Origin of the sequence: Mycobacterium lehmannii (assembly GCF_002245535.1) — a bacterium.
In the GTDB taxonomy this organism is placed as follows: Bacteria; Actinomycetota; Actinomycetes; order Mycobacteriales; family Mycobacteriaceae; genus Mycobacterium; species Mycobacterium lehmannii.
The window spans coordinates 429,282-442,995 of the sequence record NZ_NKCN01000001.1 but is presented as its reverse complement, the minus strand read 5'-3'; the positions used below and the strand labels follow the sequence as shown (position 1 = coordinate 442,995).

Here is a 13,714-nt window from a genome sequence, read left to right as displayed (position 1 = left end):
TCAGCGGTGCCGACCAATGAACAGCGGCGGGCGACGGCGAAGCGCAAGCTCGAGCGGCAGTTGGAGCGTCGCGCGGAGAAGGCACGCAAGCGGCGCCAGTACGCGATCATCGGCTCGGTGGCCGGCGCGATCGTCGTGGTCGCCGCGGTGGTCGCGCTCGTCGTCACCAACCGCGACTCCGACAGCCAGACCGCGGCCGCCACGGAGACCTCGCCCACGTCGGCGGCCCCGTCGGCGCCCGGATCGCTTCCGGCGTTCGTAGCACCGGCCGGACTCGGCGAGAATTGCCAGTACCCGGCGTCCGCCGAGCAGGCCAGCAAGCCGGTTGATCCGCCCCGCGCAGGCAAGGTGCCCACCGAACCCGCCGAGATCAGCGCCAGCATGTCCACCGACCAGGGCAACCTCGGCCTGCTGCTCGACAACGGCAAGGCGCCGTGCACGGTGAACAGCTTCGCCAGCCTCGCCCAGCAGGGCTACTTCGACAACACCCCATGCCACCGGTTGACCACCGCCGAACAGCTCAAGGTGCTGCAGTGCGGCGACCCGACAGGCAAGGGCTCCGGCGGCCCGGGCTACTCGTTCGCCAATGAGTACCCGACCAACCAGTTCCAGCCCGACGACCCCAAGCTCCAAGAGCCGGTCACCTATCCGCGCGGCACCCTGGCCATGGCCAACGCCGGTCCGAACACCAACGGCAGCCAGTTCTTCCTCGTCTACCAGGACTCCAAGCTGCCCCCGAACTACACGGTGTTCGGCAGGGTCGACGACACCGGCCTGGCCACGCTGGACAAGATCGCGCAGGGCGGGGTCGCCGGCGGCGGCCAGGATGGTGCGCCGGCCACGCCGGTCACCGTGAAGTCGATCCTGTTGGACTGACGCCGTGACCGCGCCCCCGCCGTACGGCGGTCCTCCACCGCCGTACGGCTATCCGGCGCAGCAACACTCGTACGGCTATCCGCCGCCCAGGCAGACCAACACGCTGGCCGTCGCGGCGCTGGTGTGCGCGTTCGTCTTCGCGCCGCTGGGCATCGTGTTTGGCCACGTGTCGCTGTCGCAGATCAAGAAGACCGGCGAGGAGGGTCGCGGGCTGGCCATCGCGGGTCTGGTCATCGGATACCTGGTGTCGGTGTTGACGGTGCTGGTGGTCGTCATCAGCGTCGTCTTCCTGGCGGCGTTGGGCCGTGAACTCGAGAGGTTTGACGGTGCGGTTCCCGACGGCGCGACCGGCGGTCTGGCGGTCGACGAACTGCCGAAGTTCGATCGGCCCGCGACGCTCGGCTCGAATTGCCAGTACCCGCGCACCGCAGAGCCGTCGAGCAAGCCGGCCAAGCTGCCGCGCACCGGACGCGTACCCACGGACCCCGCGCTTGTCAGCGCCAGCATGACCACCAGCAAGGGCGACATTGGTCTGCAATTGGACAACGCCAAGGCCCCGTGCACGGTCAACAGCTTCGCCAACCTGGCCCAGCAGGGCTTCTTCGACGACACCCCCTGCCACCGGCTGACGACGGCAGTGCATCTCGGGGTGTTGCAGTGCGGCGACCCCAGCGGAACCGGCATCGGCGGCCCCGGGTATCAGTTCCCGAACGAATACCCGACCAACCAGTACCGGTTGAGCGATCCGGCGCTGCGCTCGCCGGTGCGCTATCCGCGCGGGACTCTGGCGATGGCCAACGCCGGCGTCGGCACCAACGGCAGCCAGTTCTTCCTCGTTTACGAGGACTCGCAGCTGCCGCCGACGTACACGGTGTTCGGCACGATCGACCAGACCGGTCTGGCGACACTGGACAAGATCGCGGCCGAGGGTGTGGCCGACGGCGGCGAGGACGGCAAGCCCGTCGCCGACGTCGTCGTCGAGTCGATCCGCTTGGATTGAGCGACTACTCGGCCGGGGCGGTCTCGATGTAGAACTCGACGTCCTCGCCCTCGACCTTGGTCACCCGCATCTTCGCGGTGTACGCCATACCTTCGGGTCCAGTGAACGTGCACTCGAACTTCGCGCCCTCTTCGGCTTTGACGTCCTCGGGGCATTTCACGTCGGTCGGTGTGAATCCGGTCTGCTCGGAGACGAGGTCGACGACGGACTGCGCAGCTGCGTCGGGTTTGATCGTCGACCCGCAACCGACGACGGCGACTCCGAGGGAGACGAGGAGGACGACTACGGCGGGCCGCATCGTCGCAGTATCCCAGAACGAGCAAAAATTGACGCGCTTCAGCGGAATTTGCCGCTGCGCCGGCTCACGCCGCCTCTGCCCAATTGCGGCTCACGCCGCGGACGTGACCCGGTAGACGTCGTAGACGCCCTCCACATTGCGCACCACGTTGAGCACGTGGCCCAGATGCTTGGGGTCGCCCATCTCGAAGGTGAACCGACTGATGGCCACCCGGTCGTTGGACGTCGTCACCGACGCGCTCAGGATGTTGACCTTCTCGTCGGCCAACACCCGCGTGACGTCCGACAGCAACCGGTGCCGATCGAGCGCCTCGACCTGAATGGCGACCAGGAACACCGACGACGGCGACGGCGCCCACTTCACGTCGATGATCCGCTCCGACTGCTGCTGCAGCGACCCGGCGTTCGTGCAGTCGGTGCGGTGCACGCTGACCCCGCCGCCGCGGGTGACGAAACCCATGATGTTGTCGCCGGGCACCGGCGTGCAGCATTTGGCGAGCTTGGTCAGCACACCGGGAGCACCCGGCACGGCCACCCCGACGTCGTCGCTGGTGCGTTGGCGCACCGGCATCGTCGCGGGCGTCGACCGCTCGGCGAGTTCGTCGGAGGCCTCCTCGTCGCCACCGACCTGAGCGACCAGCCGCTGCACCACATGCCGCGCCGAGACGTGGCCCTCACCGACCGCGGTGTAGAGCGCCGAGACGTCGACGTACCGCAGTTCGCGGGCCAGCGCGCCCATCGACTCGGCGTTCATCAAGCGCTGCAACGGAAGTCCGCCCCGCCGAACCTCACGCGCGATGGCATCCTTACCGGCTTCCAGCGCCTCCTCGCGGCGTTCCTTGGCGAACCACTGCCTGATCTTGGCCTTCGCGCGCGGTGAGACCACGAAGGTCTGCCAGTCGCGCGACGGTCCGGCATTCATCGCCTTGGACGTGAAAACCTCGACGACTTCGCCGTTTTCGAGCTTTCGCTCCAAAGCGACGAGGCGGCCGTTCACCCGTGCGCCGATACAGCGGTGACCGACCTCGGTGTGCACCGCATAGGCGAAGTCGACCGGCGTCGATCCGGTGGGCAGCGTGATGACATCACCCTTGGGGGTGAAGACGAAGATCTCCTGCACCGCAAGGTCGTAACGCAGCGATTCGAGGAACTCGCCAGGGTCGGCGGCCTCCCGCTGCCAGTCCAGAAGCTGTCGCATCCAAGCCATGTCGTCGATCTCGGCCGACGAGTGCTGATTGGGAACGGCGTTGCGGCCCTTGGTTTCCTTGTAGCGCCAGTGCGCGGCGATCCCCAGCTCTGCCGTCTTGTGCATGTCGTGGGTGCGGATTTGCACCTCCAGGGGTTTGCCCTCGGGCCCGACGACGGTGGTGTGCAACGACTGGTACACGCCGTAGCGCGGCTGGGCGATGTAGTCCTTGAAGCGCCCGGCCATCGGCTGCCACAGCGAGTGGACCACGCCCAATGCCGCGTAGCAGTCCCGGATCTCGTCGCAGAGAATGCGTACGCCGACGAGGTCGTGGATGTCGTCGAAGTCGCGGCCCTTGACGATCATCTTCTGGTAGATCGACCAGTAGTGCTTGGGCCGGCCCTCCACGATCGCGGTGATCTTCGACGCGTTCAGCGTCGCGGTGATCTCGGCGCGCACCTTGGCCAGGTAGGTGTCGCGTGACGGCGCGCGGTCGGCGACCAGTCGCACGATCTCTTCGTACTTCTTGGGGTGCAGGATCGCGAAGGCGAGATCTTCCAGTTCCCACTTGACCGTCGCCATACCCAGCCGATGCGCAAGCGGCGCAATGACTTCCAGCGTCTCGCGTGCCTTGCGTTGCTGCTTCTCGGGCGGCAGGAACCGCATCGTGCGCATGTTGTGTAGCCGGTCGGCGACCTTGATCACCAGCACGCGTGCGTCGCGTGCCATCGCGATGATCATCTTGCGGATGGTCTCGCCCTCCGCGGCGGTGCCCAGCGCGACCTTGTCCAGCTTGGTGACGCCGTCGACCAGATGGCCGACTTCGGTGCCGAACTCCTCGGTCAGCGCTTCCAGGGTGTATCCCGTGTCCTCGACCGTGTCGTGCAGCAGCGCCGCGATCAGCGTGGTGGTGTCCATGCCGAGCTCGGCCAGGATGTTGGCCACCGCCAACGGATGCGTGATGTAGGGATCACCAGACCGGCGAAGCTGATCGGCGTGCCGCCGCTCGGCCACCTCGTAGGCCCGCTGCAGCAACTGCAGATTGGCCTTCGGGTAGATCTCCTTGTGGACGGCCACCAGCGGCTCGAGTACGGGGTTGATCGCGCTGCGCTGCGACGTCATCCGGCGCGCCAGCCGGGCACGCACGCGGCGCGACGCGCTCGCGGAGGGCTTCGGCATCTCCAGCGGCTGCGTCTCGGGAATCTGGGCACCGGGCGGCGCTGACTGCACGGCCTGGCCCGTGCCGGGTTCTTCAGCCATGGTCACCTCCCGGTCTGGTCCGTCGCAAAGCGCTCATCGGTCTGGTACCGCTGCGTCACAACACGCGCCTTCGAGGATATCCCTCAGACGGTGTAGAGCGAGGTGACCGGCAGCGGTTCGAGCGCTTCACGGCCGCCCAGCGCGGTCAACTCGAGCAGCACCGCGGCCCCCGGCACGGAGGCCCCCGCGTTCTGCAGCAGTTTGACCGCCGCGGCCGCGGTGCCGCCGGTCGCCAGCACATCATCGATGATGAGCACACTGCGGCCGCCGAGGTCGATCCCGTCGGCCGGGATCTCCAGCGTGGCCGTGCCGTACTCGAGCGCATAGGTCTCGCTGAACACCGGCGGCGGCAGCTTGCCGCCCTTGCGGATCGCCAACACGCCCGTGCCCAGCCGCAATGCGACCGCCGCACCGAGCAGGAAGCCGCGCGCGTCGATCCCCGCCACGAGGTCCGCGCCGCGGGCGACCTCGGCGAACGCGTCGGTCACCGCGGCCAGCCCGTGCGCGTCGGCCAACAACGGGGTGAGGTCCTTGAACGCGACGCCCGGCTCCGGAAAGTCGGGCACCTCGCGCATCATCCTCGCGATCAGCGACGAGATGTCTTCGCCACCGCCACTCACCGGTCCAACACCCAACGGTCCATGTTCCATCCCGCGCCCCACCGCGTCGGGTTGGTGCTCACAGCGAACATCTTCTTGGATGTCAGCACCGTCCGCTGCTGTCGGTACAGCGGCAGCGTCGGCATGTCGGCCCACAGCACCGGGCCGCCCTCGCTGAGCAGCCGGGCCATTTCCTTGGGGTCGTTGGTGATCGCGATCGCGGAGATGACCCGGTCCACCTGCGGGTTGGAGTAGCGCGGCAGGTTGTTGCCGTTTCCGGTGTGGAACTGGTAGGCGTCCATCGCCGACGAGCCGGACGACCCGCTGCCGGCAGCACCACCGGTGCTGGCGATCAGCACGTCGATCTCGTTGTTGCGCAACGACAGTGGGCCCACGGTGTCGCTTGCAGCCTCTTCGACGATGATGCCGGCGGGCGCACACGCCTTGGCGATGGCGCCGACGGTGGCCGCCAGTCGCGCGTTGGGGCTCTGATACCCCATGCGGACGGTCAGGGGACGCGCGTTGAGCGCGGCGCGGGCGGCGTCGGGGTTGGCGGCGACGAACTGCCCTGGCTCCGGACCGGCCTCGGCGCCGCTGTAGGCATCCTGTGTGGCGGGGTTGAGCCGCGAGTTGGCGATGGGTTGCTCGGCGTTGCGGGCGATCACATCGCGCGGCGTGCAGAGGGCCAGCGCGCGGCGCGCGGGCGGTGCAGCCAAGGGCCCTTCCGGCGCGAAGATCACCTGTTGGATGCCGGCCGACGGGGCATCGGTTCGCACGTAGTCATCGGGCATGTTCAGCGTGCCCGACGATCCGGTGGCGATGTCGACGACGTCGTAGGCGCCCTGATTGACGCGCTCCTGGATGTCGGCGCCGCGCGGCCACACGGTGACCTTCTTGGTGACCGGTTCGGCGCCCCACCATTTGTCGTTGGCGACCAGCACGACGGCCCCGTCCTCGGTCACCGATTCCAGCTTGTAGGGCCCCGACGAAGGGAACCGCTTCAGGTCGAGATCGGGTTTGAGGTCCCAACCGGTGTTCCAGACCTGAGCGATGCGCTCCACCGCGGCGCCGTCGTTCTCGAGGATGGCCCGGGTGACTCCGCTGTCGCCGAGACCCAGCTGGTCGGCGATGACGTGCGACGGCATCATCGACGTCGCGGAGAACAGCTGCCCGAAGTCGACGAACCCACGATCGGGCGCGAACGAAACCCGCGCCTTCTTCTGCCCCGGCGTGCAGTCCACGGTGGCGATATCGCTGTAGCCCCCGCGGCTGGCGGCGTCGAAGTTCGGGAACCGCCCGGACTGCGACGCCCACGCCAACACGACGTCGTCGCAGGTGATCGGTTTACCGTCGGAGTACACCGCGTTCGCGTTGACCTCGTAGTCGAGGACCAGCGGTTGCCTGCCGACGACCGAGATGGTCCCGAAGTCGTGATCGCCGACGATCTGGCCGTCGGGTCCGTGGTAGTTGAAGCCCGTCAGCACCCGGGCGAACGCCTGCGGACCGGCCGACGCGGCACCCGCGACGGTGTTGGTGTTGTAGGTGATCAGCGTGCCGTCGACGGCGTAGTCGATGCTGTCGGCGGGGCTGCGCGTGCAGGCCGACGCCAACGACGCGGCGAGCACCAGCACGGCCGCCAGGACACCGCAACGCCGGATCGGGTTCACTGCCCTCGCGGGCTGTGTGCCCGCCCGCTTGCCGGCGCTCATCCCCCTACCGCCGCCGCGTGTCGCGCTTACCCGACGGGCGTCCGGTTCGGCTGCTGGTCGGCCGCACCGGACGTGCCCCCGGCGCGGGTTTGTCCGGCGGCGGAGCAGTCCGCGGCGCGGCGTCGGCACGCGCCGTCGCGGCCGCGCCGACCGTCTCGGGTTCGTCGGCATCCTCGTCGGCTTGGGAGGCGCGTGCCGACGCGTTCTTGCGGCGGTTCATCACCCGGCGGGTGTGGTTGCGCACGAGGTCCGTGCGCTCGCGCAGCGTTACCAGGAGGGGGGTCGCGAAGAAGATCGACGAGTAGGTCCCGACGATGACGCCGACCAACTGCACCAGCGCCAGGTCCATCAGCGTGCCCACACCCAACAGCCACACCGCCACGACCATCAACGCCACGATCGGCAGCACGGAGATGAGGCTGGTGTTGATGGACCGCATGAAGGTCTGATTGACCGCGAGGTTGGCGTGTTCGGCAAAGGTGCGTCTCGTGGTGTGCTCGAAGCCGTGGGTGTTCTCCTCGACCTTGTCGAACACGATGACGGTGTCATAGAGCGAGAAGCCGAGGATCGTGAGCAGGCCGATCACCGTGGCCGGGGTGACCTCGAAGCCGACGAGTGAGTACACACCGGCGGTGACCACGAGGTCGAACACCAGCGTCGCCATCGCCGCGATCGACATGTAGCGCTCATAGCGCAGCATGATGTAGACCGTCGCCAGCACGAGGAACACCACCAGCGCGATCAGCGCCTTCTGGGTGATCTGGCCGCCCCACGTCTCCGACACCGCGGAGTCGCTGATGGCCTGCTTGCTGGGCGCCCCGTTCGCCCCCCTCGGCTTGAATGCGTCGAACAGCGCGGTGCGCAGTTGCTCGGTCTCCTCGTTGGTCAGCGTCTCGGACCGGATCTGCACGGTGGCCGATCCGCCGCTGCCGACCACGACCACCGACTCGGGGCTCTTACCCAGCGTCTTGCTGAACACGTCCTCGACCTGCTGGACGGTCACGGTGCCCGACTCGGTCGCGGTCGGCATCGACACCTTGGTGCCGCCCTCGAAGTCGATGCCGAATGTGAAGCCGCGCAGCACCATGCTGAGCAGGCACACCAGCACGATCGCACCGCTGACCGCGTACCACAGCTTGCGCTTGCCGATGACCTCGAAGGCACCGGTGCCGGTGTAGAGGCGGACGAAGAAGCCGTGCTGAGGCGCGGTCGACTCGAGGTTCGGCGCCTCCACGGCGCTGGTCTGCTGTTCTTCCGATGACTGTTTGGGCGCCATATGTCAGTCCCGTCCCGTCGCGTGCGCGGCCGCGCGTCGCTCCCTGGCGATCTGTTGCACCGCACCGAGTCCGTTCAACGAAGGCTTGGCCAGTGTCGGCGACTTCGACGCCAGATACACCAGCGGCCACGTCACCAGGAAGACCACGACCACGTCGAGGATCGTGGTCAGGCCCAGGGTGAACGCGAAGCCCTTGACCTGCCCGACGGCGAGTACGTAGAGCACCGCCGCGGCGAGCAACGTCACCGCGTTGCCGGACACGATCGTCTTGCGGGCCCTCGCCCAACCGCGCGGCACCGCCGACCGGAACGAACGCCCTTCGCGTATCTCGTCTTTGATGCGTTCGAAGAACACCACGAACGAGTCGGCCGTCATACCGATACCGATGATCAGACCGGCGATGCCGGCCAGGTCCAGCGTGTAACCGATCCATCTGCCCAGAAGCACCAGGATCGCGTAAACCATTGCGCCGGAAGCGACCAGCGACAGGGCGGTCAACACGCCCAGCATCCGGTAGTAGAGCAGCGAATAGGCCAGTACCAGCGCCAGGCCGACCGCACCGGCGATCAAGCCCGCACGCAGGGACGACAGACCCAGTGTGGCCGAGACGGTTTCAGCCTCCGACGACTCGAAGGACAACGGCAGCGAGCCGTACTTCAGCACGTTGGCCAACTCGCGGGCCGTCTGCTGGGTGAACTGGCCGCTGATCTGCGTGCGTCCGCCCGGGATCGGCTCGCGGATCTCGGGTGCGCTCATCACCTTTGTGTCGAGCACGAACGCGGTCTGCGTTCCGACGTTGGCGGCGGTGAAATCCGCCCAGGTCTTCGCGCCATCGCTTTTGAACTGGACGTCGACGACGTACTCACCGCGCTGCTGGTCGAGACCGGAGGTGGCGTCCTGGATCTGCTCGCCGTTGATGATCGCCTTGTCCAGCAGGTACACCTCGTTGCCGTCCGCCGAGCAGGTGATGAGCGGAAGATTCGGGTCGTCGTTGCCCGCGAGGACGTCATCCTCGCCGCAGCGCGTGGCCTGGAACTGCAACGCCAGGATCTGGATCTGCTGATCGGTGCTCTGCCGCAGTTGCTTCTCGTCGGCGATGCGCTGCGCGAGCGGAACGTCTTCGGGTGACGTGGGCGTCTGTTCCGAAGCACCCGGTCCCGGAGCGTCCGGTGACGGTGCGGGGCTACCCGGCGCCGGCGTCGGAGGCGGCTCCGGTGCGGGCTGGGCAGGCGGGTCGTGGGGATAGGGACGCGGCTGCGGGGCCGGAGGAGCGGCGGGCTCGGCAGGCGGCTGGCCGGCGGGAGGCTGCTGGCCGGCGGGAGGCTGCTGGCCGGCGGGCCCCTCGGGTCCCGGCATACCCGGGATCATCCCGCCCGGCATCCCCGGAATCGGACCGCCGGGAGGCATACCGGCAGGTCCCTCGGTCAGCGGCTGCTGGCCGGGCACCTCGGCGGGCATCACATGCACGACGGGGCGGATGTACAGGCGTGCCGTCTGGCCGAGGTTGCGAGCGTCGCTGCTCTCGCTGCCCGGCACCGTGATGACAAGGTTGTTGCCGTCGATGATCACCTCGGATCCGGACACACCGAGACCGTTGACCCGGTCGTTGATGATCTGCTGCGCCTGGCCCAGCGCCTCGCGGGTGGGCGGCGACCCGTCGGGCGTGCGGGCGGTGAGGGTGACGCGGGTACCGCCCTGCAGATCAATGCCGAGCTTGGGTTCGGGCTTCTTGTCTCCGGTCAGGAAGACCAGGCAGTAGGCGCCGACCAGCAACACCAGAAACAGCGAGAGGTAGCGGGCAGGGTGCACCGGCGTCGAAGACGATGCCACGTTTTGTCAGGTCTCCTCGGAATCGGTTCGTCAGCACCGCAGAGACTACGGGCTTCAGCTGTGAAGATCGCCCGCGGACTCAGCCGTCGGTCTTGGTGTTCGGGCTTTCGGTGAGTTCGGTCGCGGTCGACCCGGGCTCGTCGTCTTCGAACTCGTCATCGTCGGTGATGCGGTCACGCACCGCGAGCTTCATCCAGGTGGTGACGACGCCCGGGGCGATCTCGAGCTCCACCTCATCGTCAGTGATGCCCTTGATGGTCCCGACCAGACCGGACGTGGTGTGCACGCGGTCGTCGATCTGAAGAGATTCATGCAGGTCGATGGTGGCCTGCATGGCTTTCTTCTGTCGGCGGGACGCGAAGAACATGAATGCGCCCAGCACGATGAGCAGGGGAAGGAAGACAACCAAATCCATGGCGACAAAGTCTTTCGTTAGGTCATATGGTCACGGCGCAGCGCGGTCGGGGCGCGCACCCATAAGTGACCAGTGTGCCATTGCGGGCTTCGGCAGCGACCAGCCCACCGCAATGAGATCACGAAATCGCCGGGTCGCGGGCAAGCCAAGGCACGTCCGGGCCGCGGTGATCAACGGATTCCGTCGTCCTTGCGCTAAATGAGCGCGGATCACACCGCACTCCCCCGTTGTTATCGACCGGATCGGTGCGGTCTTGGTTAGGCTTTTGCTCGATGAGCACCGTCGAGCAGAGCCGGTGGGCGTGTGGCGGTGTCCGGCGGACAGTCGGCGACGCGCTGCGCTGCCTCCCATTCCTGACGAAGAAAGGGTCGAATGGCCAGCGACTTCAAGGTCCAGAACTTCATCGGCGGCGAAGGCGTCGACTCGGTCAGCGGCGCCACCATGGCGCTCGTCGATCCGTCGACCGGTGAGCGGTACGGCACCGCGCCGATCTCCACCGAGGCCGACATCGACAACGCGTACACGGCCGCGTCGAAAGCGTTCGCTGACTGGAAGCGCACCACGCCGTCGGTGCGGCAGAAGGCGCTGCTCGACTTCGCCGACGACGTCGAGCGAAGCGCCCAGGCGCTCGTCGCGGCAGAGGGACGCAACACCGGTAAGCCCAACCACGTCACGATGGCCGAAGAGATTCCCCCGATGGTGGACCAGATCCGCTTCTTCGCGGGAGCAGCGCGGATGCTGGAGGGCAAGTCGGCCGGCGAATACATGGAGGACCACACCTCGTGGATCCGCCGCGAACCGATCGGCGTCATCGGGCAGGTGGCGCCGTGGAACTACCCGATGATGATGGCGATCTGGAAGTGCGTGCCCGCGGTCGCAGCGGGAAACACCGTCGTCATCAAGCCCAGCGACACCACGCCGGTGACGACGGTGATGCTGGCCGAGATCGCCGCCAGGCATTTTCCGCCCGGAGTGCTGAATGTCGTTTGCGGAGACCGGGAAACGGGCGCAGCGGTCGTGGCACATCCGACTCCGCAGATGGTGTCGATCACCGGTTCCGTCGCGGCGGGCCGTGCGGTGGCGGTCAGCGCGGGCGGACATCTCAAGCGCACACACCTCGAGTTGGGCGGCAAGGCGCCGGTGATCGTGTTCGACGACAACGACATCGCGTCGGCAGCCGAAGGCATCGCCACGGCGGGCTATTTCAACGCCGGACAGGACTGCACGGCGGCAACGCGCGTGCTCGCGACGTCCCGGGTGGCCTCGGACCTGACCGAGGCGCTGGCCGAGCAGGCGCGCGCTGCCACCACGACGTACGGCAAGCCGGTCGATGACGAAGACGCGTGGGTGCCGCCGGTGAACAACTCCACTCAGTTGGAGAGGGTGCTGGCGTTCCTGGAAGACGTCCCGTCACACGCCTCCGTCGCGGTCGGTGGAGGACGCCAGGGCGACAAGGGTTTTTACGTCGAACCGACGGTGATCGGCGGCCTTCGGCAGGACGACAGGCTGGTTCAGCAGGAGATCTTCGGGCCGGTCATCACCGTCCAGGCGTTCACCGACGAGAACGAGGCGATCGCGTGGGCCAACGGCACCGAATACGGGTTGGCGTCGTCGGTGTGGACCCGCGATGTGTCACGAGCACTACGGGTGTCGGCTGCCCTTGATTTCGGCTGTGTCTGGATCAACACCCACATTCCGCTGGTGGCCGAGATGCCGCATGGCGGGTTCAAGTCGTCGGGCCACGGTAAGGACCTGTCGATGTATGGGTTCGAGGATTACACCCGCATCAAGCACGTCATGGCCTACACGGGCTGAATTCCCGCGCGCTTTCGCTATTGGTCAGAAGACCCTGATGCCGATCAGCGTGGAGACAAAGCGGTAGATGTCGTCGACGGTCAGCTCGACGCCGCCCACCTCGACGTCGATCAGGTTGGACAACAGGTCGTCGGTCGGCTTCCAGCAACGCTCAGCGATCTTGACGTCGATGTACTGATACAGCGCCTCTTCGTCGTGGGGCGTCATCGGGCCGCTGGCCAACCGCGCGAAGAGCGGCCAGTCCTCTTGCGGGAAACCGAACGCCTCGCAGACTGCGGTGGCCGAATTCCGGCGCGCGACAATGGAATCGGTGATACCAGGCCTGTCGGACATGGTTGGCCTCCTGACAAGGACTTAAAGTCGACTATCGAATGCCCCCGCGCGAAGTTCATCCGCCGAGGCGCGCAAATCGAATGAATTAGATAGCCAGGCTATCTTCGGTCGGGCTGCGCGGCAGTCACGCAGGTCACAAAGACACCGTGAATCTCGTCCCATGAGATGGCCAGTAGAGATGCACGTCACCTGCGCTGGGGCGTGGCGTGCAGGGCGAAGGATCAACATGCGCGAACATGCGCCCGAAGTGCTTTCGAAGCAGGCCGCCATCGCGAGCAATGCGCACGACGAAACGCGAAGCGCCCCACAATCTGTGGGGCGCCTTGCAATCTGCTAACGCTTACCGGTGTGCGAGCTTGCCGCCACGATGGCCGCGAGAGCGGAACCTGTCGAGCAAGCCGCGGCGACGCGGTTGTTGTGCGGCCTCGGCCGTGGGGCCGATGACCTCGGTTCGCTGCTCCGCCATTGCCGGCTGCCCGGTTGTGTGGGGAGCGTGACCGGCGACCGGAGCGGGGTCGGCCGCAGTAACCGGGGCGCCAGTGGCCGGCGCGTGTTCGTCGGCGACGGTGTGTGCGGCCACGGGGCGATCTGCCCACTCGACGTCGCGCACGCTTCGCACCGAGATGCGGCCAAGCGCCGCTGCGCCCAGGAACACGATCAGTGCGCCCAGACCGTAGAAATACGTCAGCTCCAGCGCGATGCGCTTGCCCTCGGTGGCGGCGACCGGTACACCCGCGTCACCCATACCCAACGGGCCGGCCATAGCGCGGCCGATGATGAACCACACGCCACCTGCCACGGCGAGCCATCCGCCGAGCGAGGCCGTCGCACGGTTTCGTGACATCAGCAGGAGCAGGCCGCCCAGTACGGTCACCACGCCCGGCAGTACCTGAAGCCAGCCTCGGCCGGTGGTCCACGTCCAGGCCTGGTCGGGGCTGTACGCGAAGTTGAACAGGGGCCCGATGAAGGGAGCCAGTGCGCCCCACGCGCCCAGCAGGATCAACAGGAATCCACTTGTGGCGCCGCGACTGCGCGGCATCCGCAGACGTCCACCACGGGGGTGTACACGCGTATCGGTCATGATGCCTCCTTCGTTGTAATGCGTGATTACCCAGGCT

At 67.2% G+C, this 13,714-nt stretch carries 12 protein-coding genes; 3 read left to right on the top strand and 9 right to left on the bottom strand.

Going from position 1 to position 13,714, the window contains the following annotated elements; translation table 11 throughout:
* The first annotated feature begins 6 nt into the window (after positions 1-6).
* Both CEX87_RS02305 and CEX87_RS02300 read left to right on the top strand, forming a co-directional pair.
* Positions 7-876 (top strand): peptidylprolyl isomerase, encoded by an 870-nt coding sequence (locus CEX87_RS02305; protein WP_068197332.1) that lies wholly within the window; start codon positions 7-9, stop codon positions 874-876.
* A 4-nt stretch (positions 877-880) separates the two neighbouring features.
* On the top strand, positions 881-1,876 hold the full coding sequence (locus tag CEX87_RS02300) for a peptidylprolyl isomerase (RefSeq protein ID WP_064395380.1): 996 nt from the start codon (positions 881-883) through the stop codon (positions 1,874-1,876).
* Between the two features lie 4 nt (positions 1,877-1,880).
* Here CEX87_RS02300 and CEX87_RS02295 read toward each other — a convergent pair whose 3' ends face one another.
* The 7 genes from CEX87_RS02295 to yajC form a co-directional block, all read right to left on the bottom strand.
* On the bottom strand, positions 1,881-2,174 hold the full coding sequence (locus tag CEX87_RS02295; RefSeq protein ID WP_094285760.1) for a DUF4333 domain-containing protein: 294 nt from the start codon (positions 2,172-2,174) through the stop codon (positions 1,881-1,883).
* A gap of 90 nt (positions 2,175-2,264) precedes the next feature.
* The gene (locus tag CEX87_RS02290) at positions 2,265-4,619 is read right to left on the bottom strand and encodes a RelA/SpoT family protein (RefSeq protein ID WP_064395618.1); all 2,355 of its coding nucleotides are present in this window, start codon (positions 4,617-4,619) and stop codon (positions 2,265-2,267) included.
* A gap of 83 nt (positions 4,620-4,702) precedes the next feature.
* Positions 4,703-5,269: an adenine phosphoribosyltransferase gene (locus tag CEX87_RS02285; RefSeq protein WP_064417062.1), complete on the bottom strand. Its 567-nt coding sequence runs from the start codon at positions 5,267-5,269 to the stop codon at positions 4,703-4,705.
* Positions 5,236-6,927 carry an ABC transporter substrate-binding protein gene (locus tag CEX87_RS02280; RefSeq protein WP_094285758.1) on the bottom strand — a complete coding sequence of 564 codons (1,692 nt, stop codon included), beginning with the start codon at positions 6,925-6,927 and terminating at the stop codon, positions 5,236-5,238. The genes CEX87_RS02285 and CEX87_RS02280 overlap by 34 nt, the downstream gene beginning before the upstream one ends.
* A gap of 4 nt (positions 6,928-6,931) precedes the next feature.
* On the bottom strand, positions 6,932-8,203 hold the full coding sequence (gene secF / locus CEX87_RS02275; protein WP_064417061.1) for a protein translocase subunit SecF: 1,272 nt from the start codon (positions 8,201-8,203) through the stop codon (positions 6,932-6,934).
* 3 nt (positions 8,204-8,206) lie between these two features.
* A complete protein-coding gene (secD, locus tag CEX87_RS02270) occupies positions 8,207-10,033 on the bottom strand; it encodes a protein translocase subunit SecD (RefSeq protein WP_094285756.1) in 1,827 nt (608 codons plus the stop codon).
* Between the two features lie 79 nt (positions 10,034-10,112).
* Positions 10,113-10,448: a preprotein translocase subunit YajC gene (gene yajC / locus CEX87_RS02265; protein WP_064395375.1), complete on the bottom strand. Its 336-nt coding sequence runs from the start codon at positions 10,446-10,448 to the stop codon at positions 10,113-10,115.
* 372 nt (positions 10,449-10,820) lie between these two features.
* Here yajC and CEX87_RS02260 point away from each other — a divergent pair, with 372 nt between their 5' ends.
* On the top strand, positions 10,821-12,263 hold the full coding sequence (locus tag CEX87_RS02260) for a gamma-aminobutyraldehyde dehydrogenase (protein WP_064428427.1): 1,443 nt from the start codon (positions 10,821-10,823) through the stop codon (positions 12,261-12,263).
* A gap of 24 nt (positions 12,264-12,287) precedes the next feature.
* Here the strand turns inward: CEX87_RS02260 and CEX87_RS02255 are convergent, their stop codons facing one another.
* Positions 12,288-12,596 carry a cytochrome P450 family protein gene (locus CEX87_RS02255; RefSeq protein WP_064395373.1) on the bottom strand — a complete coding sequence of 103 codons (309 nt, stop codon included), beginning with the start codon at positions 12,594-12,596 and terminating at the stop codon, positions 12,288-12,290.
* A 340-nt stretch (positions 12,597-12,936) separates the two neighbouring features.
* Positions 12,937-13,677 carry a hypothetical protein gene (locus CEX87_RS02250; RefSeq protein WP_064428428.1) on the bottom strand — a complete coding sequence of 247 codons (741 nt, stop codon included), beginning with the start codon at positions 13,675-13,677 and terminating at the stop codon, positions 12,937-12,939.
* Positions 13,678-13,714: the final 37 nt, after the last annotated feature.

What these genes read in the sequence shown, in the direction of transcription:
- CEX87_RS02295 (WP_094285760.1), bottom strand. Translation starts at nt 2,174, where the DNA reads ATGCGGCCCGCCGTAGTCGTCCTCCTCGTCTCCCTCGGAGTCGCCGTC.
- CEX87_RS02290 (WP_064395618.1), bottom strand. Translation starts at nt 4,619, where the DNA reads ATGGCTGAAGAACCCGGCACGGGCCAGGCCGTGCAGTCAGCGCCGCCC.
- CEX87_RS02280 (WP_094285758.1), bottom strand. Translation starts at nt 6,927, where the DNA reads ATGAGCGCCGGCAAGCGGGCGGGCACACAGCCCGCGAGGGCAGTGAAC.
- CEX87_RS02250 (WP_064428428.1), bottom strand. Translation starts at nt 13,677, where the DNA reads ATGACCGATACGCGTGTACACCCCCGTGGTGGACGTCTGCGGATGCCG.
- yajC (WP_064395375.1), bottom strand. Translation starts at nt 10,448, where the DNA reads ATGGATTTGGTTGTCTTCCTTCCCCTGCTCATCGTGCTGGGCGCATTC.
- secF (WP_064417061.1), bottom strand. Translation starts at nt 8,203, where the DNA reads ATGGCGCCCAAACAGTCATCGGAAGAACAGCAGACCAGCGCCGTGGAG.
- CEX87_RS02285 (WP_064417062.1), bottom strand. Translation starts at nt 5,269, where the DNA reads ATGGAACATGGACCGTTGGGTGTTGGACCGGTGAGTGGCGGTGGCGAA.
- CEX87_RS02255 (WP_064395373.1), bottom strand. Translation starts at nt 12,596, where the DNA reads ATGTCCGACAGGCCTGGTATCACCGATTCCATTGTCGCGCGCCGGAAT.
- CEX87_RS02260 (WP_064428427.1), top strand. Translation starts at nt 10,821, where the DNA reads ATGGCCAGCGACTTCAAGGTCCAGAACTTCATCGGCGGCGAAGGCGTC.